Source organism: Actinoallomurus acanthiterrae (genome assembly GCF_054775715.1).
Genome location: NZ_BAAHCO010000001.1, coordinates 3,840,502 through 3,866,741 on the forward strand (window position 1 = coordinate 3,840,502; position 26,240 = coordinate 3,866,741).

Consider the following 26,240-nt stretch of genomic DNA (forward strand, 5'->3'; position numbering starts at 1 on the left):
TCACCACTGCGGACCTCCAGCCCGGTAGTCGACGACGTCTCCAGTGAGCCGCATGAACGCCTCCTCCAATGAGGCGGTCTGCGTCGCGACCTCATGCACGATCAATCCCTTGGCGGCGGCGATCTCACCGATCGTCGCGGCCTCGGTCCCGACCGCCTCGAGCGCGCCGTCCGCGGCCTGCGCCACGGTGACGCCGGCCGCGCTGAGCACGTCACGCATCCGCTCCGGCTCGGGCGTCCGGATCCGTACGAACGAGCGGGTGTGGGTGGCCACGAACTGGGCCGCGGTGGTGTCAGCGAGCAGCCGGCCGCGGCCGATCACGACCAGATGCTCGGCGGTCAGCGCCATCTCGCTCATGAGATGACTGGAGACGAAGACCGTTCTGCCCTCGGCCGCCAGCCTCTTCATCAGGTTCCGGATCCACACGATGCCCTCGGGGTCCAGCCCGTTGAGCGGTTCGTCGAAGAGGAGCACCGGCGGGTCGCCGAGGAGCGCCGCGGCGATGCCGAGTCGCTGGGACATGCCGAGGGAGAATCCCTTGGACCGCTTCCGGGCGACGCTCTCCAGCCCGACCATCGCCAGGACCTCCCGAACCCGCGTCTTCGGGATCCGGTTGCTCCGCGCCAGCCACGACAGGTGGTCCTGTGCCCGGCGGCCACGGTGCACGGCCGTGGCCTCGAGCAACGCCCCGACCCACCGCAGCGGTTCGGTCAGCCGGTCGTAGGGCCGCCCGCTGATGAGGACCCGGCCCGCGGCCGGGCGGTCGAGGCCCAGCATCATCCGCATCGTGGTGGACTTCCCGGCGCCGTTCGGCCCGAGAAAGCCGGTCACCTGACCCGGACGGACGGTGAAGGACAGCCGGTCGACCGCGACCGTGTCGCCATATCTCTTGGTGAGGTTCTGCACTTCGATCACGGTCTCGACGCTTCCGTACGGCGGCCCTCCGGCGCTTCGGAGCAGCGGCCGAATCACGGCCTCCTCCGTGGCGCGTACGCCGTGTCCCGGCGAGCGGCGGCATCCGACCACGGGACGAGGGACTCGGGTAGGAGGCGGGGGCGCGTGCGTACGGCAGCGTCCGGAGTGCGGGGATCCGACCACGGGATGAGGGACCCCGGTCGGAGGCGGGCGCGGGCACGGGCCGGTACGGTTCGGGCCGTGCCCGACCTCGATCCACCGCCGGTCTTCCCACGGCGGCTCAGCCGCCGCCGGCTGATCGCCCTCGACGCCGCGGCCGCCGTCGGATCGACGCTGATCCTGCTCGTCGTCGCCCTCGCGCGGCCGGTGGACCTGCCGACGTGGGCGACCTGCCTGCTCGCCGGGGCGCTCGGGCTGCCGGTCGCCGTACGGCGCCTGTGGCCGCTGCCCGTCTTCGGGATCGTGTTCGCGGCGTCCGTGGCGGCGATGTTCCTCGGGATCGGGTGGAACGCCCTGTTCCTCCCCGCGTTCGCGCTGTACATGGTCGCGCTGACCGCGTCCCGGCATCCGCGGGAGCCCACGCTGGTCATCGCGGGGATCAGCGTGTTCGGCGTGCTCGTGGGGACGATGGCCGGGCCCCGCGACGGCAGCGGGATCGCGAACCTGATCCTCACCGGCCCGCCGGTGCTGGGCGGAGCGTGGACGATCGGCCGGGCCGTGCGCGAACGCCGCGCGTACGCCGCACGGGCGGCCGAGCAACTCGCCGAACGCGCCGTCACCGAAGAACGCCTGCGGATCGCGCGGGAGCTGCACGACGTGGTGTCCCACACGCTCAGCCTGATCGGCGTGAAGGCCGGCGTCGCCGGCTACGTTCTGCGGTCCCGTACGCCCGGGGACGAGGACGCCGAGGTACGCGACGCCCTGGACGTCATCGAGACCACGAGCCGGGACGCGCTCGTCGAGATGCGCCATATGCTCGGCATGCTCCGATCGGACGAGGCGTCCCCCGAGTTGCGGCCCGCTCCCGGCCTCGCCGGGCTGCCCGAGCTCCGCGAACGCGCCGCGATGGCCGGCGTCCGCGTCGACCTGACCGTCCACGGCGTGGACGGCCTGCCCGAGGGGATGGGCCGCTCGGTGTACCGGATCGTCCAGGAGGCGGTGACCAACGTCGTCCGGCACGCCGCCCCGGCGCACTGCCGGGTCGTGGTGGAGGGCGACAAGGACGAGGTACGGATCCGGGTGACCGATGACGGGCTGGGGGACCGCGTGCTCCCGGGGACGCCCGGGCACGGCATCATCGGGATGCGGGAACGCGCCCACATGCACGGCGGCACGCTGACGGCCGGACCGCGTCCCGAGGGCGGGTTCGAGGTATCGGCCCGCCTACCCCGCCAGACCTCGCAAGAGGCGCCTGCCCGCCTGCCCCACCACCCCTCGGAGGATCCGTGACCGCCCCTGTCCCGGTCGGCGACGCCCAGCCCGGAGGGCCTGTGACGGCCCCTGTCCCGGTCGGCGACGACCGGTCTCGCCATGTCCCGGAGGGCCTGTGACCGACCCCGTCCGCGTCCTGGTCGCCGACGATCAGGCCCTGCTGCGCGGCAGCTTCCGCGTCCTCGTCGACACCGCCGCGGACCTGACGGCGGTCGGGGAGGCGGGAACCGGCGCGGAGGCCGTCGAGTTCGCCTTCCGCGAGCGGCCGGACGTGGTCCTGATGGACGTCCGCATGCCGGAGATGGACGGTATCGAGGCGACCCGGCGGATCTGCGGCCCGGACGGGCCACCCGGCGTCCGGGTGCTCATCCTCACGACGTTCGACCTGGACGAGTACGTCCACTCCGCGCTGCGCGCGGGGGCCAGCGGCTTCCTGCTGAAGAACACCCCGCCCGCCGACCTGCTCGCGGGCATCCGGGTCATCGCCTCCGGCGACGCGCTGCTCGCGCCCGCCGTGACGCGGCGGCTCATCGCGGAGTTCGCCCGGAGGCCGCTGCCCGCCCGGCAGCCCGCCCGCGAACTGGAGGGACTGACCGGCCGGGAGCGCGAGGTGCTCGCGCTGATCGCGCGCGGCCTGTCCAACGGCGAGATCGCCGAGCATCTGCACCTCAGCCCGGCGACGGTGAAGACGCACATCGGGAACCTGCTCGCCAAGCTCGCCGCCCGCGACCGCGCCCAGCTCGTGATGGTCGCCTACGAGAGCGGACTGGTCACGCCGAACCCGCGCTGACCGCCTCGCCGGGGATCATTCCGACACGCGCCCCCGGTGACGCCTAAAACTCGTGTGACGTGCGATAATAGGGGTCCCTTCAGTCAAATTGTGATGTGCCAGTGGATACCGCCATGCCTAAGTTCCGCCGAGTCGTACACCGTCTCGTTCACCCCCGCATCGTCCCGCCCCATCGACTCGTGGAGAACCCCGAGCAGTGGGAGCGGCTCGCCACCCCTGAGGAGCGAGCGCAGCTGCTCGCCAAGTCCGACTTGGGGAAGGCGGCGTAACGACGGCCGGCCGCCGCTTCCGGGTGAAGCGGCGGCGCGTATCGCCGCATAAAGGACTTATGTCACCAAAGTGATGTCATGCGGCGTGTGCGGTCGGTGTTGTCGGTGGGGCCTGTTAGCTTGCCGGGCATGCCTCGGCTCCTGCACACGTCCGACTGGCACCTCGGCCGGTTCTTCCACCGCGAGGACATGCTCGGAGCGCAGGCGGCGTTCGTCGACCACCTCGTCGAGACGGTCCGGTCCGAGCGGGTCGACTGCGTGCTGGTCTCCGGCGACCTGTACGACCGGGCGCTGCCGCCCGTCGACGCGGTCGCGCTGTGCAACGAGGCGCTGCGGCGGCTGACGGCCGAGAAGGTCCGCGTCGTCGTGATCAGCGGCAACCACGACTCCGCGCGGCGGCTGGGCTTCGGGGCCGACCTGATGGACGCCGCCGGCGTGCACCTGCGCACCGACCCGGAGGCGGTCGGCCGTCCGGTGCTCCTCGACGACGGCACCGCGATCTACGGCATCCCCTACCTCGAGCCCGAGGTGGTCCGGGGCCGGTGGGAGCTGTCCGAGCGCGGCCACGGCGCCGCGCTGACCGAGGCGATGCGCCGGATCCGCGCCGACCTGGCGGAGCGTGGCGGCCGGTCGGTGGTGCTCGCGCACGCCTTCGTCACCGGGGGCGAGGCGAGCGACAGCGAGCGCGACATCGCGATCGGCGGGATCGCCAGCGTGCCGATGGGCGTGTTCGACGGCGTCGACTACGCCGCCCTCGGCCACCTGCACCGCGCACAGCCCCTCTCCGAGAGGGTGCGCTACGCCGGCTCCCCGCTGGCCTACTCCTTCTCCGAGGACGCACACGTCAAGGGCAGCTGGCTGGTCGACCTCGGCGAGACCGTCCACGCCGAGTTCGTCGACGCGCCGGTGCCCCGCCGGATCAAGCGTCTCCGCGGCCGCATCGACGAACTGCTCGCCGATGAGCGGTGGGCGGCGTACGAGGATCACTGGCTGCAGGTGACGCTCACCGACGCCGAGCGCCCCACGGGCGCGATGGACCGCCTGCGCCGCCGCTTCCCGCACGTCCTCGCCCTGGCCTTCGAGCCGGCGGAGACGACGGACACCGGCGAGCGGACCTGGGCGGAGCGCGTCCAGGGCCGCTCCGGCACCGAGATAGCCTGCGACTTCGTCGCGGAGGTGCGTGGCGCGCCGCCGGACGAGGCCGAGCGCGCGCTGCTGGACGAGGCGTTCGAGCACCACCGGCGCGTGGAGGCGGCCCGGTGAGACTTCACCACCTTACGATCACGGCCTTCGGGCCGTTCCCCGGGACCGAGCGGATCGACTTCGACGCGCTGTCCGAGGCCGGCCTGTTCCTCATCAACGGTCCCACCGGCGCCGGGAAGACCAGTGTGCTCGACGCCGTCTGCTTCGCGCTGTACGGCCGGGTGCCGAGCGTCCGCAACGACGCGAAGAACCTCCGCAGCCACCACGCGCCGCCCGACCGTTCGCCGGAGGTCGTCCTGGAGGTGACGATCCGGGGGCGGCGGTTCCGCGTCACCCGGTCGCCGCGCTGGGACCGGCCGAAGCTGCGCGGCACGGGGACGACGGAGGAGAAGGCCAAGGTCCTCTTCCAAGAGCGGCGCGGCGGCGAGTGGGAGGCCCTGTCGACCCGCTTCGAGGAGGCGGGGCAGAAGATCGGTGATCTGCTCGGCATGTCGGCGGAGCAGTTCTGCCAGGTGGTGCTGCTGCCGCAGGGCGACTTCGCGGCGTTCCTGCGCGCCGACGCCGAGAAGCGGCGCGGCGTGCTCGAGCGGCTCTTCGCGACCGAGGCCTTCACCGAGGTCGAGCGGTGGCTACGGGAGAAGCGGCAGGAGACCGGGCGGGAGGCCGACGTGCTGCGCGCCGCCGCCGGGTCCGTCGGCGACCGCGCCGCCGAGGCGGCCGGCGGCGAGCGTCCCGACCTGGACCCCGACGCCCTGGCGGCGTGGGCGGCCGAGCTGTCGGCGCACATGAACGACATCCGTACGGCCGCCGAGGACCGGGTGGCCGCCGCGGCGAGCGTCCTGACGGCGGCACGGGTCGCGGCCGAGCACGGGCGCGCCGTCGCCGACCGGAGGCGGCGCCACGCCGACGCCCACGCCCGGGCGGCGGCGCTGGCCGACGGGGCCGCGGCCCGGGCCGCCGTGGCCGACGCGCTGCGCGCGGCCGAGCGCGCCCGCCGCGTCCTGCCGCTGCTGCACGGCGCCGAGGCCCGCGCCGCCCGCCGTACCGAGGCCGAGAGCGTGGCCGCCCGGCGGCGGGAGGTCGTCGCCCGGTTGGTCTCCGACACCGCCGACGCCGACGTCATGCGCAAGGAGGAGCGGATGCGCCGCGAGGAGGTCGCGGTCCTCGAGCAGCGGCGCGGCGACGAGCACCGGCTGGCCGCGATCGGCCGGGAGCTGAAGGGCGCGGAGTCGGAGGGCGCAGACCTCGACGCGCGCGAGGCCGAGCTGACGCTGTTCCTCACCGACTCCCCGCGCTACCGCGAGACCCTGTCCGCGCGACTGGAGCAGACCCGCGCCCGGCTCGCCGCCCGCCCCGTGGCCGAGGCCGCGGTCGAGGCCGCCGACCGGCGGCTGGAGGCCGCGCTGCGGCGCGACGCGCTGGCGGCGGCGCTCGCGGAGACGGACGAGGAGCACCGCGCCGCGACCGACGCCGCCCAGGCCGCCCGCGACGCCTTCCAGGAGATCCGCCAGGCGAGGCTGGAGGGCATGGCCGCGCGGCTCGCGCACGAGCTGCGGCCCGGCGAGCCCTGCGGGGTCTGCGGCTCCACCGAGCACCCGGCACCCATCACCGCCGGCGGGGAGATCCCGGACGACGACGCGGAGTCGGCCGCCGAGGCCGCGTACGAAAGGACCCAGGACGACCGCGAACGGATCGCCGCGCGCCTCGCCGAGCTACGGGCCGAGCAGTCCGCGGCGGCCAAGGACGCCGGGGACGAGGCCGTCGACGACCTGCGCACCGCCGTCGCCGGCGCACAGGAGGAGCTGACCGCGCTCACAGCCGCCGAGGCCGACGCCGAACGCCTCGAGGAGGACCTCCGGCAGGTCGACGCCGAGTACGAGGAGGCGCGGGACCGGCAGGAGGAGGTCGTGACCGCGCTCGCGGAGAACCGCGCGCGCCGCGTCGCCCTGACCGCCGAGACGCTCCGTCTCCGCACCGGGCTCGACGCGGCCCGCGGCGACGACCCGACCCTGGAGGCCCGCATCCGCCGTCTCGGCGACGAGGCCGACCTGCTCCGTGGCACCGCCACCGCGATCGAACAGCTGAGGGCCGCCGCGGACGACGCCGACACCGCCTGGCGGGAGGCCGCCGACGCCGCCGAGGCCGAGGGCTTCCCCACGGCCGACGCCGTACGCTCCGCCGTCGTCGACGACGCCATGCGCGACGAGCTGACCCGGCAGGCGAAGGCGTACGACGACGAAGAGGCCAGAGTCGCCGCGCTGCTGAACGACGCCGAGCTCGCCGCGGCCGCCGCCGAGCCGCCGCCCGACCTCGACGCCCTCGAGTCGGCGCTGGCCGACGCCGAGCAGGCGCACCAGGCGGTCTCGTCGGCGCGCGACCGCGCCCGGCACCGCCGCGACCGTCTCACCGCGCTCGCCGCCGAGCTGCGGGAACACGCCGGGGCATGGCGCCCCGTCGCCGGCCATCACGAGGTCGTGGCCCGGCTCGCCGCCGTCGCCTCCGGCGACCCGGCGTTGAACACCGCGCGGATGCGGCTGTCGGCGTACGTCCTGGCCGCCCGGCTGGAGCAGGTCGTGGCCGCCGCCAACGAACGGCTCGCCCGCATGTCCTCGGCGCGCTACATCCTCGAGCACACCGTCGAGCGCGCGGCGGGCGAGAAGAGCCGCCACGGCACCGGCGGCCTCGGCCTGCGCGTCATCGACTCCTGGACCGGGCAGCGCCGCGACCCGGCCACCCTGTCCGGCGGGGAGACCTTCATCGCCTCCCTCGCCCTCGCCCTGGGCCTGGCCGACGTCGTGACCGTCGAGGCGGGCGGCGCGGAGATCGGCACACTGTTCGTCGACGAGGGGTTCGGCACGCTCGACGAGGAGACCCTCGACGAGGTGATGGACGTCCTCGACGGCCTGCGCGACGGCGGCCGCGCGGTCGGCATCGTCAGCCACGTCGCCGAGCTGCGCACCCGCATCCCCGCCCAGCTCCGCGTCCGCAAGGCCCGTACGGGCTCGGCCCTCGCCGTGACCGGCGTCGGCACCTGATCACCGATCTCTACCCGATCAACTCATCCCGGCTGAACTCTCAGCCGCCCGCGGATCGCGGCACCTCAGAGCTCGTCATCACTGGGCACCTCAACACGCGCGCTCACGCCCGCACGTTCGAGCTCCTCGACCAAGATCTTGATCATCCGTTCGCGCATCGCCGGCCATATGTAACCCTTGCAATCCACGTAGACCCAGGGGCCGCGAGGCGCGAGACGTACATCCGAAACCCAGTTCGGCGTGTAGAGGTCACCGGCTGCGGCATCCGCCTCCTCACCGCTGAGTTCCCGCCCGTCCTCGGCGACCGCGTAGAAGCGTTGGCCCGCCCGGAAGAGAGCCAGTTTCGCAGCACTCGGATCGGACGAGCCCACGATGATCACTTTCTCGTTCGAGGAGTCACCATCGTGGGCGAACACCGCCGGGTCGACCTCGATTTCCAATGCGATCCTCTCCCAGCCGGCGTGAATCAGGGGCGCTGGGGATGGTGCTCCGCTGAGCGGTCGCGCGCAAGTTGGTGATGATGGCGGTGGACTTGCCGGAGAGAGCGGCGGCGACGTACCGGTCGACGACCGGGAGCCCGGACAATCTGAGGGCCGCCCGCCGGATCCGCAGCTGCCGGGTCGTGGCGGGGATGAACCAGCGCGTCCCCTTCCGGGCCGCCTGCTGCTTGTCGGCGACCACCGGGCGCAGCATCCGTTCGTAGCGTTCCAGCGCGGTCTCGACCGTATCGGCGCGGGACAGGTGTTCGGCCAGGACGTACGCGCCGGTGATGCCCAGGGAGGCCCCCTGACCGGCCAGCAGGGACACCGCGTACGCGGCGTCGCCGATCAGTACGACACGGTCCCGGCTCCAGGTCGGCATCTCGATCTGGGCGACCTGGTCGTAGTACACCTCTTCCGGCGGCGGGCAGGCGGCCAGGGCGCGCGGCACCACCCAGCCGAGCGTCCCGTACTCGCGGCGGACCGCCGCGCGTGGATCGGCCGGCGGCGAGGGGGCGGGCGCGCGGTGCACGGCGAACACCGCCACGCGCCGGTCGTGCAGCCCGTAGAAGCCCATCTGCCGGTCGACGGTGTCGGTCAGGCAGAACTGCCCGGCCACCCGGTCGTGGACGTCCGCGTCGTCGAACGAGTACGCGGCGGTGTGGAACCCCAGGTACCGCAGGAAGTCCCGCTCGGCGCCGAAGACCTGACGGCGGACGGTGGAGTGGATGCCGTCGGCGCCCACCAGCAGATCCGCTTCGATCGTGCCGCCGCCGGCGAGGGTGACCGTGACGCTGTCCGTACGGTTGTCGATGCGGGTGAGCGTGGTGCCGTAGCGCACGTCGACCCGGTCGGGGACGTGTTCGCGCAGAGCGCGCTCCAGGTCGGGGCGCATGATGCTGACCAGCCGCCCGTTCACGATCTTGGCGAACTGCGCGAAGCGCATACGGGAACGCGGACGGCCGTGCTCGTCCCGGTAGGTCATCTCATCGACGTGGTGTCCCAGCTCGCGGATGCGGGGGAGCACGCCCATGGCCTCGGCGGCGTCGTAGCCGGGGCCGAAGAAGTCGATCATGTAGCCCTGGGGGCGCGGGCCGGGAGCCTTGTCCACGACCACGACCTCGGCTCCGAAGGCATCGAGACACTGGGCGAGGGCCAGCCCGGCGATGCCGGCTCCGCAGATGACGACCTTCATGGGATCTCCCTGTCCTCTCGTGCGAACTCGGTGGGCGCGACGAGCCGGCGCAGCACGGCCGTCAGATCCGCGGCGTCCGGGCCTGGGAGGAGCGCGCGGTGCAGCATGATGCCGTCGATCGCGGCGGCCAGCACCGCGGCGGTCGCCTCGGGCGAGGCCACCTTGTGCTCGGCCAGCCGGCCTGCGAACTGCCGCCGGAACTCGGTGACGATCTCGCCCAGCGATCGGCGCAGCTCCTCGTCGCGGCCCGCGGCCAGGTACGTCTCGGCGAACAGCAGCGACGTCGGATCCCGGCCGTCGTAGTCCTCGAGGAAGCCCACCATCATGCCGAGCGCCTCGTCCGGCGTCCGCGCCCCTTCCAGGGCCGGGCCCATCTGCTCGAGAAGACCGCGCACCACGGTCAGAGCCGCCTCGGCCAGCAGCGCCTGCACCGACGCGAAGTGGTAGTGCACCACGCCAGAGGCCACACCGGCCCGCTCGGCCAGCATGCGGGTGCTGACCGCCGCCCAGCCCCGCTCCGCGATCAAGTCGGCCGCCGCCTTCAGCAGCCGCTGCCGCACCTCACGGCCCCGATCCGCAGTCGTACCCATCGCAGCGCACTCCTTGGTCGAACGCCCTGAGCGTTCGTTCTGGACGATCGTCCAAACGATAACATGGCCCGGCGGCCCGGCCACAAGGAGGGCGACTGACATGGCACCGATCGGAGCATCCGGGGACGTTCCACGCTTCTTCCGGCTCAGCGTGGAGGTCGGCGACCTCGACGAGGCGCTCGTCTTCTACGGCCGGCTGTTCGGCATCGAGGGGCGCAGGCAGGCCGGGGCGCGCGCGTACTTCGAGTGCGGACCCGTCACCATCTCCGTACAGGAGGTGCCCCAGCAGGCGCCGCACCCCGCGGCGAAGGCGCTCTACTTCACCGTCGGCGATCTCGAAGCCGTCTTCGGGCGAGCGGAGACGCTGGGGTGCCTGTCGACCGAGCTGGTGCACGACGCGCCCGCCGGCGCGATCGCCGTACGCCCGTGGGGCGAGCGTTCGTTCTACGCTCAGGACCCGTGGGGCAACCCCCTCTGCTTCGTCGAGGAAGGCACCGTTTACCCGGGTTAGCACTCCAGCCGTGGATCGGAAGGTCCCTGGTCTTGGGGCTGTCTGCCGCCGGCGGAAATTCGGGTGGCCTCAGCGCGCCATCTGGGTAGAGTCGGGCGGTGCCTGAGCTGCAGCGGCTGCATGCCGACCACGGCCCGGCGGTCCTGGCCTTCGAACTGGCGAACCGCGCCTACTTCGCTACCTCGATCTCCGACCGCGGCGACGAGTTCTACGACCGGTTCACCGACCTGTACAGCGCCTTGCTGGCCGAGCAGGAGGCCGGCGTCGGCGCCTTCTACGTGCTCGTCGCCGAGGACGGCTCGATCCTCGGCCGGTTCAATCTGCTCTTCGTCGAGGACGGCACCGCCGAGCTCGGCTACCGGGTCGCGCAGCACGTCGCCGGCCGAGGCGTGGCGACCGCGACCGTCCAGGAGCTGTGCCGGCTGGCGGCGGCGCGGCACGGGCTGCGCACACTCAGGGCGGCCACCTCCCGCGAGAACGCCGCGTCCCAGAAGGTGCTGACCAAGGCCGGGTTCGTCCCGACCGGCCCGGCCGACCCGGCGCATCTCGGCGGGAAACCAGGCACCTGGTATCAGCGCGACCTTTCTTCTCGCGTATGACGGCAGCAGTGGAGGCGCCGCGTCGGTCAGCCCGTGTCGTCTCGGCGTGGTCTGAGCGCGGCGGCCACGAACGACGCGACCAGCGGTCGGCGGTCCTGTTCGTTCCAGGCGAGCACGAGGCGGCTGGGCGGTGCGTCGGTAACCGGGACGAGGACCAGGCCGTCCGGGGCCGGTTCGACCAGGGAGCGGGGCAGCACCCCGATCATCCGGCGCATCGTGATCATGTGGAACAGCTGGATTACGTCGGTGACCTCGGGGCCGGTGCCGTCGCCCCCGGGGATCCCTTTCCAGTGCGGCAGCGTCTCACCCTCTAGATCGGACATGTGTATCGAAGCCCGCTGGGCCAGCCGGTGTCCGGATGGGACGACGACCACGCGGCCCTCGGTGACCAGCGTCTCGTGAGCCAGGCCGCCAAGATCGTCGAACGGCGCGTAGAGCAGGCCGACGTCGGCCCGGCCGTCGAGCAGGAAGTCGGTGCGGTCGGCGGGGCCGCTGAACAGGATGTCCACCCGGCGGGCGTCGGGCTCGTGGGCGTATTCGGCCAGGATCCCGGACAGCAGGCCGGCGTCGCCGCCGGGCTTGAGTACGAGCCGCAGGGGGGCCTGGACGTCGCCGGCGTGCCGGGCGTTCCGGACGGCGGCGCTGACCGCGTTGAGCGCGTGCCGCCCGTGTTCCTGCAACGCCTCCCCGGCCGGGGTGAGTTCGACGTGCCGGCTTGAGCGGATGAACAGCGGGACGCCGAGCCGGGTCTCGATCCGCCGGATCGCCTTCGAGAGCGCGGGCTGGGCGATCGAGAGCCGGACGGCGGCCCGGCCGAAGTGCAGCTCGTCGGCGACCGCGATGAAGTACTCGAGCTCGCGGGTCTCCAGTTCAACCATGCCTCCAGGTTATCGCTGAAGATCCAGCCGGTCTTGGACATCAGCGGCGTACGCCCTCGAGAATCGATGCATGATCAATCACACGATGATCGTTTCCTTCGATCAGCCTCTGCCCGAAACCGAGCTCGACCAATACCTCACGGATATCGAACGGGCCATGCTCGACGCCGGTTTCGTGCAGTCGGTCGTGGCCCGGCGTCACATCCCCATCCCCGGCGAGGAGGCCATTCCGGCGCTGATCGCGACCGCGATCGTGCAGATCACCGTGGCCGACATCGACGCGCTGGCGAAGGGGTTCAGCGCGCCCGGCATCCACGAGGTCATCGACCGCTGGCAGTCGCGGCACCCGTACAAGGTCGCCTGGGCGAACCACGAGGCACTGGCATGAGCGACGTCTCCCGAAAGGTGGGACTGGTCACCGGCGCCGGCAGTGGGATCGGCCGCGCGGCGGCGCTGGAGTTCGCCCGCGGTGGTGCGGCGGTCGCCGTGCTCGACGTCGACGAGAGCACGGCGGCCGAGACCACCGAGATGATCAGGAAAGACGGCGGGGAAGCGCTGACCGTCACGGTCGACATCGCCGACGAACGCTCCGTGGAGGCGGCCGTCGAGCGCACGGTCACGGCGTACGGCGGCCTCGACTTCGCCGTGAACAACGCCGGCCTGGCGTCGCACCACCGGCAGCTCGACCAGATGACCCTGGACGAGTTCGAGCGCGTGGTCCACGTCAACCTGGCCGGGACCTTCCTGTGCATGAAGTACGAACTGCCCCTCCTGCGACGGCGCGGCGGCGGCGCGATCGTCAACGTCGCCTCCAACGGCGGCCTGTACGCGATCCCGACCGCCCCCGCCTACGTGGCCGCCAAACACGGCATCGTCGGGCTCACCAAGGTCGCCGCGGTCGACTACGCACCGGACGACATCCGGGTCAACGCCGTCTGCCCCGGCCCGACCCTCACTCCCGGGTTCGAAAGGGTGGCGGCCGGCACCGACATGATCGCGCGGCAGGCGGCGATCACGCCGCTCGGCCGGCTGGCCACGCCGGAGGAGGCCGCGGCGGCGGCGGTGTGGCTCTGCTCGGACGCTGCGTCCTTCGTCACCGGGATCGCGATGTCGGTCGACGGCGGACGGCGGGCATGATCGTCATCGCGGTTGAGGAGCACATGTCCACCGAGGCGTTCCTGTGCGTCGCGCACGGCTTGGACGTCGTGCCGGGCGACGAGACCGAGATGGATCTGATGCGTACGGTGGAACGCCCTGCTGAGCGTCGCGCTCGGCTCGTCGATCTCGATGCCCGGCTGCGGGAGATGGACGCGCTCGGACAGGACATGGCGGTGCTCAGCCTCAATCCGCCCGGGGTCCAGCCCTATCCGGCGGCCGACGCGGTGCCGCTGGCCCAGGCGTTCAACGACGCGCTGGCCGCGATCGTACGGCGGCACCCGGGCCGGTTCGGCGGGCTGGCCACGGTGGCGCCGCAGGATCCGGTCGCCGCGGCCGGCGAGATCGAGCGGGCCATGGGTCCGCTCGGGCTCAACGGCATCATGATCAACTCGCACACCGGCGGACGGTACCTGGACGAGCCGGAGTTCACGCCCCTGCTGGAGGCGGCCGAGGCGAACCGGGCGCCGGTCTACCTGCACCCACGGGCGCCGAGCATGCTCGCCGCCTACCGCGACTACGGGCTGCCCGGGGCGATCTGGGGCTACCAGGCCGAGGCCGGGCTGCACGCCATGCGGCTCATCCTCAGCGGCACGCTGGACCGCCACCCCGGGCTGACCGTCGTGCTCGGGCACCTCGGCGAAGGCATCCCGTACTGGCTGCGGCGGATCGACAACCGGCACGCGTTCGCGACGCGGACGGTCGGGGCGGCCACGCCGATGCCGCGCCTGTCGCTCACGCCGAGCGAGTACTTCCGGCGCAACTTCGTGATCACCACGAGCGGCATCGACGATCCGGACGTGCTCGGGCTGGCCCTGCGCGCGGTCGGCGAGGACAGAATCATGTTCGCGATCGACTACCCGTACGAGGACCCCGAAGCCGCCGTCGCCTTCCTGCGGGACGCGCCGCTGACCGACGACCAGCGGACGGCGATCGGCCACCGCACGGCCGAGCGCGTGTTCGGCATCGCCTAGGCCGGACCATCTCGCCCACTGTGGACACTGGGCCCTTTTCGGTATGCAGGCTTTGCGGTTTGTTTTGGGTCGTCTACTCAGGTGAGAAAATTATCGCCTGAGTAGACGGACCTTAAACAGCGGGCACCCCTGGGGAGTCTGATTCGCCGGATTCACTGGCCCGGCTTTTCCGGCTCGTGCCGTCGATCATTCGGCGCGCCTCGTCGGGATACTTTTGAATCAGTACGTTGAGTCGCGCCAACTCGGCGATGTGCGACACGCCGCCGTACGGTGATGAGCGCAAGGCGGCGTAGAACTCCTCGACTGAACGCATCAGTCGGGTAATGGCGTCCGGTGTGGCGTCGTCGGCCATCGTTCACTCCGGCCTGACGACGTGGATGATCATCGTGACGGCCTTGTCGATCTCCTCGGCCGGGCAGATGGGATCGCCCCACGACCACCACCAGTGCAGTTGCTCTGACGCGTCCGGCATGCACCGGATGATCTCGGCTAGCATCCCGGCGCCCGGAAAGCCGACGCGGATCCGTGTCGGAGCTATCTCCTCCGCCGTGAGACCCGCCACGCCGCACGCCATTGAGAGGCGCCGGCCCAACTCGTGGACGTCTTCCTGACCCTTTGCCACCATCATGATCGCCCTTTCGCGTTGCCGGAATTACCCATCCAGATTGACGTGCGCCGTTTACGCTGTGGAAGCGTTCCGGTCGCCATTCCGGAATCCGAAGACGACGCGGTGATCTCTGGGATCGCGCTGAAGCGATCCTGAATTCGGGCAAAGGAGATAACTCGAATGAACCAGTACTACGCCCCACAAGCCATATGGGGCCGCGAACTACGCCACTACCGCAAGGCCGCCTCCCTCACCCAGGCCCAGCTGGCAGCGAAGATCTTCTGCTCGGAGTCCTTGATCAGCTCCATCGAGACCGGCCAGGCCCCGGCGACCCCCGAGTTCGCCAAGGACGCCGACGAGGCCCTGGAAACCGGCGGCGCACTGTCCCGCACCCTCGACTGGCGCAAGGGCGCCCCCGCCTACCCGGCATGGTTCGTCGACTGGATCCCGGTCGAAGACGGTGCCGTCCAACTCCGCGTCTTCGAGATCGACCTCATACACGGACTACTCCAGACGCCCGACTACGCCCGCGCGCTCCTGGGCGGAGACGAAGCGGCGGTCGAGGCGCGTCTACTGCGGCAGAGCATCCTCGCGCGGGAAAGCCCACCGGCGCTGTACTGCGTCCTCGACGAGAGCGCGCTACGACGAAATATCGGCGGTGGCAAGGTGATGTACGAGCAACTCCAGCACCTCCTCAAGGTCAGCGAACGGGAGAACGTCAGCATCCAGGTCGTTCCGAGCCGGGCCCACCGTGGCGTTCGCGGTCCATTCGCCGTAGCCACCGCGGAGGACGGGAGTGAGACCGCGCAGGCGGACAATGCGTTCGGCGGAGCGGTCTCCACACGGCCGGAAGATCTAGCTACGGTGGTGTCATCGTGGGAATCGATCCGGACCGAAGCCCTGCCCGCGGACATGTCGAGAGACCTGATTCGCAAAGTAGCTGAGGAGCTCTGGAGTACGTGAGCGATCTGGAATGGCGCAAGTCCAGCCGTAGCAACGACACGGGAAGCCAATGTGTCGAGGTGGCCGAGTGGCGCAAGTCCGGCCGTAGCGATGACACGGGAGGCAACTGCGTCGAGGTCGCCGTAACGACCAGCTAACGCGGGTCTTCGGGGTCGGGCAACGCCCGACCCCACTCCTCTTCGAAAACCGCCGCGTCGATCTCCATCGCCACGTATTTCGGGTCGTAGAGGTCGAGGGGTGGGTTGATCGGCCAGTCGCCGGACTCCGTCTTGGTGCCGGGGCCGTCGCCGGTGAGGGCGACCTGGCGGAGCCATCGTCCGTCGGGGCCGAACTCCACCAGGTATCTGGCGCCTTCGTCCTCTTCATCAGGCATGTCGAGGTAGACGCGGTTCCGGCCGATCAGGGCTCCGTAACCGGGCTGGTCCCGGTAGCCGTTCCTCTTGTCGCGTAGCCCGGTGAGCGCCGAATCGAGCGACGGCGCGTCGATGTCGACCTCGTCGAGGGACCACGTCTCCTCCGCCCGTGACACGGCATCCGGGTCGTCGACCACCTCGACCTCGGCGAACGTGTCCACGATCTGTTGCGGCGACGAGGCCCAGATCCACCACCAGAGGCCGCCCATTCCATAGTCGTGCACGACGAGGTGCCGGGATTTGGCGGGCGCGGGCGATTCGGTCACGCCGCCGACGATAGCGATCTCGAGGAAGCAACCCGCACGTTCCCGGACGTGGGCACGGCTCTAGCATCGGTGCTGTTACCCCCCGAGGCCATCCGACCGGCCCGTGCGGAGCGCGACCAAGGAGCCATGACCGCGATGACGACCGACCCGCTGATCCGGCAGGAGTGCGCTGCGACCGTCCTCGGCGGCCCGACCGTCGTCATCGACCTCGGCGGCTTGCGGATCGTCAGCGACCCCACGTTCGACCCGCCCGGTCCGCACGGATACCTCACCAAGACGGCTGGGCCGGTCGCGACGGAGGAGCAGGTCGGCGCCGTCGACCTCGTCCTGGTCAGCCACGAGGCCCACCCGGACAACCTCGACGACCGCGGCCGGGCCTTCGCGCTGTCCGCCCCGCTGGTCCTGACCGGTCCCCGCTCCGCCGGCGCACTCGGCTCCCCGGCCGTCGGCCTTGCCCCCTGGACCAGCCACTCCCTGCCTCGCCCGGACGGCGCCGGCGAGCTGACCGTGCTCGCGGTCCCGGCCGTCCACGGCCCCGAGGACGGCGAACGCGATGCGGACGGCAACGTCAACTGCGAGGTCATCGGCTTCGTTCTGTCAGGACAAGGCCTGCCCACGGTCTACGTCAGCGGCGACAACGCCTCGATCCGTACCGTGGCCGAGATCTCCCGGCGCGTACCGGCTGTCGATGCCGCCGTGTTGCACGCCGGAGCCGCCCGGGTGGCCGCGAAGTTCGACGGACGCCCTCTGTCCCTGGACAGCCGCCGCGCCGCGGCCGCGGCGGCCGTCCTCGGCGTCGACGTGGTCGTCCCTGCCCACTACGACGGCTGGGCCCACTTCTCCGAAGGACGCGACGACCTGGAACTGGCCTTCCACGAGGCAGGCCTCTCCGCCCTGCTCAGCGCCGCCGAGCACGGCTCTTGGACTCCTCTGCGTCGCGGCTGATCCCCGACACCGCCGCCAACGGCCTCCGCGCCGAGATAGAAGATCACGCCGCTTTCATCGCGGCATGATCGGCCGGTTCAGAGCACGCGCCCTGCCCGTCGGACTCGTTGGACGCTCGAATCACCTTCTCCTCAGGGGCGTGGGGTCAGGAGCGTGAAGGCCTGGTCGATGAGGGCGGCGCGGTCCGCGGTGCCGTCTGAGCGCAGCCACTCGCGGGCGACCGCGTCCAGGGCGGCGCCGGCGGCGGCGGTGAGCAGGTCTGCCGTGAAGGCGTCGAGGGGCGCGCCGGGGCGTTCCCGTAGCGCGGTGGCGATCCGGTCGCGGAGTTCGTCGCGTCGCTGGTGCAGCCGCGCACGCAGCGCCGGGGTCGTCTCGATGAGACGCAGGCCGGTCAGCTCTCGCTGGGCGGTGTGGATGCGTGGCTCCCAGTCGCGCAGCACGGTGTGCAGGCATGCCCACGCGTCCTCGTCGCCGGGCCGCGCGCGGATCTCCGCGGCGATCTGCTCGGCGAGGTCGTCGACGTCACCGAACAGCACGTCCTCCTTGGTCGGGAAGTAGCGGAAGAAGCTGCGTCTGGACAGGCCCGCGGCGGCCGCGATGTCCTCCACCGTGGTCCGCTCATAGCCGCGTTCGACGAACAGTCCCAGCGCCAGCTCCGCCAGCTCGGCTCGTACCGCGCGCCGTGTCCGCTCCCGCAACCCCGTCGTCTCCCCACGTGTCATGCACTGAGGATAGGTTATGGCATCACGAGACGAATATGGCACTGAGTGACATATGCTGTGGCTGTCGACGTGCTCGCGGATGTGAGGAGAAGGCCCATGCACGGCAAGACCGTCCTGGTGACCGGGGGTACGGCGGGGATCGGCAAGGAGACCGCCAGGGGCCTGGCCCGACTCGGCGCCAAGGTGATCGTCGTCGGACGAAACCCCGATCGGGCGAAGGACTCCGCCGACGAACTGTCACGGGAGGCGGGCGGCGAGGTCGTGGCGCTCCCCGCGGACCTTTCGGACCTGGCCGGGCTGCGGAGCCTCACCGAGCAGGTCGCCGAGCGGTACGACCGCCTCGACGTCCTGGTCAACAACGCCGGCGGAGTGAACGCCGAACGGCGGCTCACTCGGGACGGCGTCGAGGCCACGTTCGCCGTTAACGTCCTCGCCCCGTACACCCTCACGTGCCTGCTGCTGCCGCTGTTGCGCACGGCGCGCCGGGCGCGCGTGGTCAACCTGACCGGCGGCCTGCCCGACGGGACGATCGACCCGGACAACCTGCAGGGCGAGAAGGTGTTCCTCGGCTGGAGATTCACCCAGTACAACCACACCAAGACGGCGCTGATGGCGATGAGTCACCGGTTCGCCTCGCTGCTGGGGGAGGAGGTGACCGTCAACGTCGCCTACCCGGGGCACGCCTCCACGCCCGGCAACCGAGCCATCCCGATGCGGGCGTTCCCCTACGTCTACCGGCCCGTCGCCCCGCTGGTCAGACTGCTGGGTCCACTACTGCTGTCGGACCTGGCCAAGGCCGCACGCTCCAGCATCCATCTGGCGTCCAGTCCCGAAGTGGAAGGGATCACGGGTGCGTACTTTGACGCCCGTACGCGCCGAGTGCCCTGGCCGGCAGGTGCCCTTGACGCTCGAGGGCAGGAGGCGGTGTGGTCGCTGTGCGGGCGGCTCAGTGGGCTGAGCCCGGTGTGAAGCCCCGGGTTTCCCGGGACTTCACGGGCCGCGACGAGAGTCGTCGGCCGTCAGGCGGTGGCCGTGACGCCGGCCGGTGACCCGAACCAGGCCGCGAGCGCGTCCGCGAGACCCGTACGGTCGGCCGGGCCGTCGTGTGACGCCGCCCAGGCGACGTAGCCGTCGGGGCGTACGAGCACTGCGGCCGGGCCATGAGACGAGCCGCCACGCGCGCGGACCACCCGTACCCGATCGGCGTATCCGTCGGCGGCCGAGTGCAGCCAAGCCGAGCCGGCCAGGTCGAGCAGCGCTCCTCGGCCCTCGCGCAGGAGGGCCTGAGCCGCCCCCGCGTCGTCCGGGTCCAAGGCGGGCATGAACCGGCCGACCAGGGGATGCGCCGGCTCCGGGGCGTAGTCGATGTCCAGGCCGTTGGCCACCTCGACGAAGTGGCGCTTGGCGGTCGGCATCGTCAGCACCTCGGAGAACACCTCGCGCAGGGCGTCCGTCTGCGGGCCGGGGCGCATCAGGGCGACCTGGGCGCGGGTGTTGCGCAGCACGCGTGCCGCGACGGGGTGCCGTTCGGCGGTGTAGGTGTCGAGCAGGCGTTCCGGCGCGTGGCCGCAGGCGACCAGCGCGAGCTTCCAGCCGAGGTTGACCGCGTCCTGCAGGCCGAGGTTGAGGCCCTGGCCGCCGATGGGGGAGTGGACGTGCGCGGCGTCGCCGGCGAGCAGGATGCGGCCGCGCCGGTAGGTCTGCGCGTGGCGGGTGTTGTCGCTGTACCGGATGCCGGTCTCCAGCCGGGTGACGGTCGCCTCTTCGCCGCTCACCCGGCAGATGCTGGCCTGCATCTCTTCCACGGTCATCGGCGTCTCCCGGTCGCCGGGGCCGCCGTCGAACTCGATGGTGGCGACCTCGCCGGGCACCAGTGACAGGTTCAGCAGTCCGCCGGGGCTCCGGAGGGACGAGGTGAGGGCGTCGGGGTCGGAGAGTTCGGCGACGGCGGTGCGCCCGGTCATCGTCGGAGGGGTGCCGGGGAACGCGATGCCGGACCGCTTGCGCACCGTGCTGCGGCCGCCGTCGCACCCGACCAGGTAGGCCGCGTCGAGGGTCGTACCGTCGGCCAGCACGGCGCGTACGCCGGTGCCCTCGTCGGAGACGTCGACCACCTCCTGGCCGGTCCGGATCCGTACGCCGAGCGCGGTGGCGTGGTCGGCGAGGATCTGCTCGAGCACATGCTGCCGGATCATGACGTAGTCGGCCGGGTCTCCCGTCGTGTCCTCCAGCAACGGCAGACCGCTGAAGTGGCCCCGCGTGCGACCTTGCCGGACGGCGCTCACCAGGAGGGCGACGAGGTCGGCGCGGTCCGGTCGGCTGTCGGCCGACAGCCGGTCGAACATCGCCCATTGGGCCGCGAGCAGCGGTTCGGCCAGCCCGCGCAGCGCCAGCGTCTGACTGCTGCGGGTGTTGATCGACCGCAGGCCGAGGCTGCGGGTCCGCCGTTCGGCGCCGTCCGCCGCCTCGAGGACGAGCGGGTCGACGCCCGCCAGTTTCAGCTCCGCGGCCAGCAACAGGCCCGTCGGTCCGCCACCGACCACGATGACATCGGTCACGAGAACGCTCCTTACTTACGGCGTATGCTTACGGCGTAAGTAGAGCACGTACGGTGTAAGTTCTGTCAAGCCGAATGAGGAGGACCAAGAACCGGATGGCACGACGCGAGCCGCTGAACCGCGAGAAGATCCTGGACGCCGCCCTGGCCCTGGCCGCCGAGGAGGGCCTGGACGGGCTGTCCATGCGGAAGCTGGCCAAGTCCCTGGGCGTCGAGGCGATGTCGCTCTACAACCACGTCTCCAACAAGGCCGACATCCTCGACGGCATGGCGGAGCGGGTGTTCGGCGAGATCGACTGTCCCGACCCCGCCCTACCGTGGCCGGACCGGGTGCGCGCCATCGCGTTGAGCATGTACCGCGCGTTCAGCCGCCACCCCGTCGTCCCCCTCGCGCTGGCCAGCGACCAGGCCAACCCGACCTCCGAGACGGCGCTGCGGCCGCTCGACGCCCTCGTCGGCGCCCTGTTCGAGGCCAGCTTCCCTGACGACGACGTACGCCGGATGCTCACCGCCGTCAACAGCGTGATCTTCGGCTCGCTCCTGCTGTCCACCGGCGGGTTCACGGCCGACGACCTCCCCGCCGAGGCCGGTGGCACGCAGGTCGACCTGTTCGCCCGGCGGATCGATCCGGCCCGCCTTCCCCACTTCAGCCGCCTGCTGACGACCCTGCCGGCGGCCGACCCTCAGGTGGACTTCGAGCGCGCCCTGGACGTCCTCATCACGGGCCTCGTCGCGGCAGCGCCCGGCGGCGCCCCGAAATCATCGGCGTGACGCCCGGCCGGTAGACGTCCGTGCGGTTCGGATCGCCGCACACGGCATCGCTCCGCCGGTCATAATCATGATCATGACGCCGCCTGACCAGACGCCCCTCGCAGCGCCACTTCACGCGAGCTACACGGACGCGTGCGCGAGAGTGCGGGAGCTGTGCGTCGAGCATCTGGGCGAGCGCATCGGGACGCAGGTGGCGGCGCTGGCCAAGCCGGCGTTCGGGCTGCGTCCGGTGAAGCCCGGCATCGCGGCGGCAGGACACAGCCGTTGGGGCGGCCCGGCGCTGCTGAACCCCGGCACGCCGTGGCCGGAGTACGAGGGCGTTCCGCTGAGCCTGTACGCGGTGCTGGACGTCGACGCCCTCGGCCCCTGGCTCGGCGACGAGCGCCCACCCGCCGGCGACGGGCTCCTCAACATCTTCTACTGCGATCCGGACATCGAGCGCGGATACGTGCTCGCGGACGCTCCCGGCCTCGACTTCGAGGATCCACGACACTGCCGGATCATCCCCGCGGACCCCGCACGGGCGATCGAGATGGAGGCGCCCGCACCGGCGTCGACCCGCGGCCCTGAGCCGTTCTACGCGGTGCCGGTCGTGACGCTTCCGTCAACACGCGGCGTCAGCTACGACCGGATCCTCGACACGCTGGATTACGGCGGGGAGACGGAAGGGTCCATTTACTACGAGTCGATGCCGGGCTGGATGGTCTCGGACCGGTTCGGTGATGCCTGGACCGAGTTCTGCGAGAAGGAGCAGGGCCTTTACAAATACGAGGACGTGTACTTCTCGCCCGACCAGGCGTTCGGCTGGCCGCACCTGGAGAACGGCTTCGCACTACTGGGTGAGATGTCGCAGGGCGAGCCCTACCGCCACATCATCACTATCGGACATTATGACCTGGGCGACGGCGGCTACCTGCATTTCGTCCTCCCGGCGAACGCCTTCCGCGACGGAGACTACGAGCAGGTCGTCGCCTTGTACGAAGGCTTCTAGACCAGGGCCTTTCTCAGCAGGTCGGTGTCAGATCAGCAGCAGGGTCTTTCCCACGGCGGTGCGGTCTTCGATCGCGGCATGTGCGTCAGCGGCGCGTTCCAGAGGGAAGGTCTGCCCGATGATCGGCCGGATGAGCCCCGCAGCCGTTTGTGCCATCATCCGTTCTGCCCACCGGACCAGATGTGGTCCAAAATCGAAGAGTTGCTCGATGCCTATCACTTCCACGTTCTTGCGGCGTGCCTCCGCGGGATCGATGATCGTGACTTGGCCGCTGGAGGCGCCGTGCACTGAGAAACGCCCGCCGCGGGCCGTCACCTCGAACGCGGCCCGCCCGATCTCGCCGCCGATGCCGTCGAACACAACGTCCGGTCCCGCGCCGCTGGTCGCTTCGAGTACATGCTCGGTCCAGCCTGGTTCGGAGTAGTCGACCACGGCGTCCGCGCCCAGATCCCGGATCAGGTCGAGCTTGCGTGATCCGCGGGCGGCTCCGACGACCCGTGCGCCCGCCGTACGGGCCAACTGCACCAGCAGGCTGCCGACGCCACCGGCCGCCGCTTCTACCAGCACCCACTCACCGGGACGGACCCTGGCACCCTCGGTCAGTCCCTGCGCGGTACTGCCATCGCTGTGCAGCGCGGTGGCCTCCGGCAGACCAAGCCCGTCCGGCACCGGAAACAGGTTCTCAACCGCGGCCACCGCCTGTTCGGCGAAGCCGCCTGTCTCGCCCGTGCCCGCGATGACACGCCGCTCCAACCACATCGGATCCACCTGGGATCCAACCGAGCTCACCCGGCCCGCCACCAGACCGCCCGGAACATAGGGCAGATCCGGCCTGGCATGCCATTTGTCGCTGCCACGCCGGATCTGCGTCTCGACGAATGTCACGCCCGCGACCGCCACCTCGACCACGACCTGGCCTGGCCCGGCCACCGGATCCGGTGCCTGACCCGGCACCAGAACCTCGGGGCCCCCGAACCGTGTCACCTGAACCACCCGCATACCGCTCGCTCCCGTGTTCTGCCGACGCGGACACACAGAGCATGCAATCCAAACTAATGTTGAGGTCAACTGCGAGGCCGTCAGGGACCGGGCGAATCGGAACGGCGGGCGACCCGGCCGTCGCGGGCCAGGCCAGGCGTGCTCCGGCGTGATCTCCGATCGTCAGTGCCGGATGAATCCCTTGAAGACGTCGCCTTCGGTGGACAGGTAGTTGTCGCCGTAGTCGAAGCGGGGGCAGTCGGAGAACATCAGATACCAGTACTTCATCTGTTCCGACCACCAGTAGCCGGAGGTCAGGTCGCCGAGCTTCGGGGGCGTCGTCGTGACGTCCGCGACGATGGTCCAGCCGTTCGCGACGCGGGAGTAGCGCTTCTGGGTGACGTAGTAGTCGTAGGCGCGCTCCCGGTAGACCTCCTTGCCGGTGATCAGCCAGAGGTTGAACGCCGAGTCGACGTACTCCGGGCGTAGCTGGTTGCCCTTGTCCGTGGCCGTACCGGTGCCGTAGTCGTAGCCCTCGGGCAGCAGCGGATAGGTCTTCAGCGCCGACGTCCACGCGTCGAAGTACGCCTCGCCGTCGCGCAGGTGGCCGCTCTGGCCCAGCAGGCCGGCGTAGAAGGCGGTGAGCTCGGAGGTCTCGCGGCCGAGGGACGCGCCGGTCGTCATGTCCGCCTTGTGGAACCACAGGTGACCGCCGTACCGCTCCGCCTCGTGGCGCAGGATCGCGGCGGTGAGCGTGTCGTACCACTGCTTGAGGTCGCGGTCGTGGAACAGGTCCCAGCCGTCCCACAGGTACTCGAAGAACGAGTCGACCGGCGGGTCGACCCGCGAGGAGGTGTCGGTCCAGGCGCCCGTCTCGATGTCGATGCCGCTGCCGACCAGGTCCAGCGGCGAACGCCGGTCGTACACCGCCTTCAGTGCCTTCTTCGCGGCGTTGTAGTAGCGGTCGTCGTGGACGAGGCGGGAGAGGGTGCCGAACTCGGCGATGATCGTCCCGATCTCGGCGAGCACGTTGACGTTGCCGCTGATCTTGCCGGTGTGCGGGTTGACCAGCCGGTACGGCATGCCGGTGGGCGAGGTCGTGAAGCAGGGGAGCAGGATGTCGGCGATCTTCTTGGCGTTGTCGAGGAGGGTCTTCTCGCCGGTGGCCAGGTAGCCCGACAGCAGGCCGCCGACCATGCGGATGTTGGTCTCGAAGACCTGGACGTCCGCGTTGACGCCGGCGAAGTCGAGGTTGTTCCTGATCCATCCGATGCCGTCGGCGAGTTCGTCGTCCAGGCCCATGAGGTAGAGGGTGCCGAGGGCCTCGACGATCGAGAGGCCGACGGGGTGGTTCTTGTCGAAGAACTCGCTGGACCCGCCGCTGACGGGCAGCAACTGGTCGTGGCCCCACGCGTAGCGCTTGTAGGACTGCCAGGCGTGCCGGAGCTCGCTGCGGACGTCGTCCGCGACGGGGTGCCAGTTCCGGGAGGGGCGCGCGGGCGTGGCGGCGCTCGCGACACCGCCGGGAAGGGCCGTCGCGGCCAGGCCGCCGAGGGTGAGGGTGCCGAGGAAGGTTCTGCGGGAGAGGGGGCTGGGGGCTCTCATCGTTCACCGCCTTGGAGGATGACAACGTTGTCGTCGTCCCATCCCTCTTATCACCCTGTGGGGCCTGTGACGACCGCTGTGACCGATGTCGGCCTCTGAGGTGTACGAGCGGCGACGACGCGGCGGTGGCCGATCAGCGGGTGACAGGGTCGGCGACACCTGAGGGCCGGGCGGCGGCTCCGGAAGAGGCGCCGAACGACCCGGCGGCGAGGATGACGAGGAAGGCGAGGACGCCGCCCGCGCCGGCCACCGCGAACGCCGCGTGGACGCCGCCCGCGTCGCTCGCCAGCCCGGCCAGCGCCGCGCCCGCCGAGCTGCCGGCCCCGAACGCCGTCACGAGCCACGCGAACGCCTCCGTCACCGTGCCGCGCGGCGCGAGGTCGTCCACCAGCGTGAACGTGCAGGCCAGCACCGGGGCGAGGAACACCCCGCTGGCCACCGCCAGCACCGGCATGACCGGCATCGCGGGCGCCCAGGCCAGGGGCAGGTAACCGGCCGCGAGCCCCGCCATCAGCAGGACCAGCCGCCGGTACGGCGGACCGGTCCGGGGCCGCAGCCCGTACAGGATCCCGCCGATCAGTGCCCCGGCGGACATGAGCGCGAGCAGGAGCCCGGCGGCGTACGAGGCGTGGCGCGCGTCGGCGTAGGCGACCGCCGCCACGCTGATCACCCCCAGTGACACGCCGACGCACGTCAGTGCGACGATCAAAATCCGTATCCCGGGGGAGCGCAGCGGCCCCGCCCAGTGCCCGCCGCCCGGCTCACCTCTCCACACCCGCGAGGGCCGGGACGTGGTGACCACGAGCGTGCCCGCCATGCCGAGAGCGCCGGTCAGGAGCAGCGCCGCCCCGGTCGAGACGGCGGTGGCGGCGATCACGAGCAGGGGGCCGACCGTGAACAGCAGTTCCTGCGCCGCCGCGTCCAGCGCGTACGCGGCCTGGACCTCGGCGGGGCCGTTCAGGACGGACGGCCACAGCGCCCGGAGCCCGGCCTCGAGGGGCGGCGTGGCGAAGCCGGCCAGGACGACCGCGGCCGTCGCGACCGCCGGTGACCGTACGCCGAACACCGTGAGCAGCGTGAAGCCCGCCGCAGCGGCCATCGCCGCGGAGGCGAGGATGCGCGGCTGGCCGTACCGGTCCATCGCGCGCCCGAGCACGGGCTGACCCGCCGCCATGGCCAGGCCGTACACCGCCGACAGCACCCCGGCCAGCGTGTATCCGCCGCCGTGGCCCCGGGCGAACAGCACGATCGCCAGCGGCCCCATGCCGTTCGGCAGCCGGCCGAGGAGGGTGCCGCCCAGCAGGCGAGCCGCGTACGGCTTCCGCAGGAAGTCGAGATAGGAGCGCATCGAACCCTCGTCATACGTATTACTAATCCGTCCGGTCATACGTATCACTG

28 protein-coding genes are annotated in these 26,240 nt (G+C 71.2%); 16 read left to right on the forward strand and 12 right to left on the reverse strand.

Annotated elements, in window-relative coordinates:
• A complete protein-coding gene (locus tag ACYVF7_RS18675) occupies positions 1-915 on the reverse strand; it encodes an ABC transporter ATP-binding protein (protein ID WP_460341784.1) in 915 nt (304 codons plus the stop codon).
• A 240-nt stretch (positions 916-1,155) separates the two neighbouring features.
• Between ACYVF7_RS18675 and ACYVF7_RS18680 the strand changes: the two genes are divergently transcribed.
• The 4 genes from ACYVF7_RS18680 (at position 1,156) to ACYVF7_RS18695 (ending at position 7,643) form a co-directional block, all read left to right on the forward strand.
• Positions 1,156-2,364, forward strand: a complete 1,209-nt coding sequence (locus tag ACYVF7_RS18680; protein WP_460341786.1) for a sensor histidine kinase — start codon at positions 1,156-1,158, stop codon at positions 2,362-2,364.
• 97 nt (positions 2,365-2,461) lie between these two features.
• Positions 2,462-3,136, forward strand: a complete 675-nt coding sequence (locus ACYVF7_RS18685; protein WP_460341789.1) for a response regulator — start codon at positions 2,462-2,464, stop codon at positions 3,134-3,136.
• Between the two features lie 398 nt (positions 3,137-3,534).
• The gene (locus ACYVF7_RS18690; RefSeq protein ID WP_460341792.1) at positions 3,535-4,668 is read left to right on the forward strand and encodes an exonuclease SbcCD subunit D; all 1,134 of its coding nucleotides are present in this window, start codon (positions 3,535-3,537) and stop codon (positions 4,666-4,668) included.
• A complete protein-coding gene (locus ACYVF7_RS18695) occupies positions 4,665-7,643 on the forward strand; it encodes an AAA family ATPase (RefSeq protein ID WP_460341795.1) in 2,979 nt (992 codons plus the stop codon). The genes ACYVF7_RS18690 and ACYVF7_RS18695 overlap by 4 nt, the downstream gene beginning before the upstream one ends.
• 65 nt (positions 7,644-7,708) lie before the next feature.
• On the opposite strand, the gene ACYVF7_RS18700 is transcribed toward ACYVF7_RS18695, so the two are convergent.
• From ACYVF7_RS18700 to ACYVF7_RS18710, 3 genes are read right to left on the reverse strand one after another with little or no spacing between them, the layout of a single operon-like run.
• Positions 7,709-8,083 (reverse strand): hypothetical protein, encoded by a 375-nt coding sequence (locus ACYVF7_RS18700; protein WP_460341798.1) that lies wholly within the window; start codon positions 8,081-8,083, stop codon positions 7,709-7,711.
• A complete protein-coding gene (locus ACYVF7_RS18705; RefSeq protein WP_460341801.1) occupies positions 8,040-9,317 on the reverse strand; it encodes an FAD-dependent monooxygenase in 1,278 nt (425 codons plus the stop codon). The genes ACYVF7_RS18700 and ACYVF7_RS18705 overlap by 44 nt, the downstream gene beginning before the upstream one ends.
• On the reverse strand, positions 9,314-9,907 hold the full coding sequence (locus tag ACYVF7_RS18710; protein ID WP_460341804.1) for a TetR/AcrR family transcriptional regulator: 594 nt from the start codon (positions 9,905-9,907) through the stop codon (positions 9,314-9,316). Before ACYVF7_RS18710 ends, ACYVF7_RS18705 begins: the two co-directional genes overlap by 4 nt.
• 100 nt (positions 9,908-10,007) lie before the next feature.
• On the opposite strand from ACYVF7_RS18710, the gene ACYVF7_RS18715 reads away from it, so the two are divergent.
• Together ACYVF7_RS18715 and ACYVF7_RS18720 are read left to right on the forward strand one after the other, a co-directional pair.
• On the forward strand, positions 10,008-10,418 hold the full coding sequence (locus tag ACYVF7_RS18715; RefSeq protein ID WP_460341807.1) for a VOC family protein: 411 nt from the start codon (positions 10,008-10,010) through the stop codon (positions 10,416-10,418).
• 98 nt (positions 10,419-10,516) lie between these two features.
• A complete protein-coding gene (locus ACYVF7_RS18720) occupies positions 10,517-11,017 on the forward strand; it encodes a GNAT family N-acetyltransferase (RefSeq protein WP_460341810.1) in 501 nt (166 codons plus the stop codon).
• Positions 11,018-11,043: 26 nt separating this feature from the next.
• Here the strand turns inward: ACYVF7_RS18720 and ACYVF7_RS18725 are convergent, their stop codons facing one another.
• Positions 11,044-11,895, reverse strand: a complete 852-nt coding sequence (locus tag ACYVF7_RS18725; RefSeq protein WP_460341813.1) for a LysR family transcriptional regulator — start codon at positions 11,893-11,895, stop codon at positions 11,044-11,046.
• A 70-nt stretch (positions 11,896-11,965) separates the two neighbouring features.
• Here ACYVF7_RS18725 and ACYVF7_RS18730 point away from each other — a divergent pair, with 70 nt between their 5' ends.
• From ACYVF7_RS18730 to ACYVF7_RS18740, 3 genes are read left to right on the forward strand one after another with little or no spacing between them, the layout of a single operon-like run.
• Positions 11,966-12,283, forward strand: a complete 318-nt coding sequence (locus ACYVF7_RS18730; protein ID WP_460341816.1) for a hypothetical protein — start codon at positions 11,966-11,968, stop codon at positions 12,281-12,283.
• A complete protein-coding gene (locus ACYVF7_RS18735; protein ID WP_460341818.1) occupies positions 12,280-13,032 on the forward strand; it encodes an SDR family NAD(P)-dependent oxidoreductase in 753 nt (250 codons plus the stop codon). The genes ACYVF7_RS18730 and ACYVF7_RS18735 overlap by 4 nt, the downstream gene beginning before the upstream one ends.
• Positions 13,029-14,024, forward strand: a complete 996-nt coding sequence (locus tag ACYVF7_RS18740; RefSeq protein ID WP_460341820.1) for an amidohydrolase family protein — start codon at positions 13,029-13,031, stop codon at positions 14,022-14,024. Before ACYVF7_RS18735 ends, ACYVF7_RS18740 begins: the two co-directional genes overlap by 4 nt.
• A gap of 112 nt (positions 14,025-14,136) precedes the next feature.
• On the opposite strand, the gene ACYVF7_RS18745 is transcribed toward ACYVF7_RS18740, so the two are convergent.
• On the reverse strand, positions 14,137-14,376 hold the full coding sequence (locus ACYVF7_RS18745; protein ID WP_460341823.1) for a hypothetical protein: 240 nt from the start codon (positions 14,374-14,376) through the stop codon (positions 14,137-14,139).
• Between the two features lie 243 nt (positions 14,377-14,619).
• Between ACYVF7_RS18745 and ACYVF7_RS18750 the strand changes: the two genes are divergently transcribed.
• The 3 genes from ACYVF7_RS18750 to ACYVF7_RS18760 are packed head-to-tail and all read left to right on the forward strand — an operon-like array spanning position 14,620 to position 15,731.
• On the forward strand, positions 14,620-14,787 hold the full coding sequence (locus tag ACYVF7_RS18750; protein WP_460341826.1) for a hypothetical protein: 168 nt from the start codon (positions 14,620-14,622) through the stop codon (positions 14,785-14,787).
• Between the two features lie 24 nt (positions 14,788-14,811).
• Positions 14,812-15,594, forward strand: a complete 783-nt coding sequence (locus tag ACYVF7_RS18755; RefSeq protein ID WP_460341829.1) for a helix-turn-helix domain-containing protein — start codon at positions 14,812-14,814, stop codon at positions 15,592-15,594.
• Entirely contained in the window at positions 15,591-15,731 is a 141-nt protein-coding gene (locus ACYVF7_RS18760; protein ID WP_460341832.1) for a DUF397 domain-containing protein, read from the forward strand. Before ACYVF7_RS18755 ends, ACYVF7_RS18760 begins: the two co-directional genes overlap by 4 nt.
• Here the strand turns inward: ACYVF7_RS18760 and ACYVF7_RS18765 are convergent.
• Positions 15,728-16,273 carry a hypothetical protein gene (locus ACYVF7_RS18765; protein ID WP_460341835.1) on the reverse strand — a complete coding sequence of 182 codons (546 nt, stop codon included), beginning with the start codon at positions 16,271-16,273 and terminating at the stop codon, positions 15,728-15,730. The genes ACYVF7_RS18760 and ACYVF7_RS18765 overlap by 4 nt on opposite strands.
• Positions 16,274-16,399: 126 nt before the next feature.
• Here ACYVF7_RS18765 and ACYVF7_RS18770 point away from each other — a divergent pair, with 126 nt between their 5' ends.
• Positions 16,400-17,218 (forward strand): MBL fold metallo-hydrolase, encoded by an 819-nt coding sequence (locus ACYVF7_RS18770; RefSeq protein ID WP_460341838.1) that lies wholly within the window; start codon positions 16,400-16,402, stop codon positions 17,216-17,218.
• A gap of 131 nt (positions 17,219-17,349) precedes the next feature.
• On the opposite strand, the gene ACYVF7_RS18775 is transcribed toward ACYVF7_RS18770, so the two are convergent.
• The gene (locus ACYVF7_RS18775) at positions 17,350-17,940 is read right to left on the reverse strand and encodes a TetR family transcriptional regulator (protein ID WP_460341841.1); all 591 of its coding nucleotides are present in this window, start codon (positions 17,938-17,940) and stop codon (positions 17,350-17,352) included.
• A 96-nt stretch (positions 17,941-18,036) separates the two neighbouring features.
• Between ACYVF7_RS18775 and ACYVF7_RS18780 the strand changes: the two genes are divergently transcribed.
• On the forward strand, positions 18,037-18,909 hold the full coding sequence (locus ACYVF7_RS18780) for an SDR family NAD(P)-dependent oxidoreductase (RefSeq protein ID WP_460341844.1): 873 nt from the start codon (positions 18,037-18,039) through the stop codon (positions 18,907-18,909).
• A 50-nt stretch (positions 18,910-18,959) separates the two neighbouring features.
• Here ACYVF7_RS18780 and ACYVF7_RS18785 read toward each other — a convergent pair whose 3' ends face one another.
• Positions 18,960-20,498, reverse strand: coding sequence for an FAD-dependent monooxygenase (locus ACYVF7_RS18785; RefSeq protein WP_460341847.1), 1,539 nt, complete (start codon positions 20,496-20,498; stop codon positions 18,960-18,962).
• Between the two features lie 95 nt (positions 20,499-20,593).
• Here ACYVF7_RS18785 and ACYVF7_RS18790 point away from each other — a divergent pair, with 95 nt between their 5' ends.
• Positions 20,594-21,268 (forward strand): TetR family transcriptional regulator, encoded by a 675-nt coding sequence (locus ACYVF7_RS18790; RefSeq protein WP_460341850.1) that lies wholly within the window; start codon positions 20,594-20,596, stop codon positions 21,266-21,268.
• Positions 21,269-21,341: 73 nt separating this feature from the next.
• Positions 21,342-22,259, forward strand: coding sequence for a DUF1963 domain-containing protein (locus tag ACYVF7_RS18795; RefSeq protein WP_460341854.1), 918 nt, complete (start codon positions 21,342-21,344; stop codon positions 22,257-22,259).
• Between the two features lie 27 nt (positions 22,260-22,286).
• On the opposite strand, the gene ACYVF7_RS18800 is transcribed toward ACYVF7_RS18795, so the two are convergent.
• The 3 genes from ACYVF7_RS18800 to ACYVF7_RS18810 form a co-directional block, all read right to left on the reverse strand.
• The gene (locus ACYVF7_RS18800) at positions 22,287-23,258 is read right to left on the reverse strand and encodes a zinc-binding dehydrogenase (protein ID WP_460341857.1); all 972 of its coding nucleotides are present in this window, start codon (positions 23,256-23,258) and stop codon (positions 22,287-22,289) included.
• A 162-nt stretch (positions 23,259-23,420) separates the two neighbouring features.
• Positions 23,421-24,842 (reverse strand): glycoside hydrolase family 47 protein, encoded by a 1,422-nt coding sequence (locus ACYVF7_RS18805; protein ID WP_460341860.1) that lies wholly within the window; start codon positions 24,840-24,842, stop codon positions 23,421-23,423.
• Positions 24,843-24,975: 133 nt separating this feature from the next.
• Positions 24,976-26,190 (reverse strand): MFS transporter, encoded by a 1,215-nt coding sequence (locus ACYVF7_RS18810; RefSeq protein WP_460341863.1) that lies wholly within the window; start codon positions 26,188-26,190, stop codon positions 24,976-24,978.
• Positions 26,191-26,240: the final 50 nt, after the last annotated feature.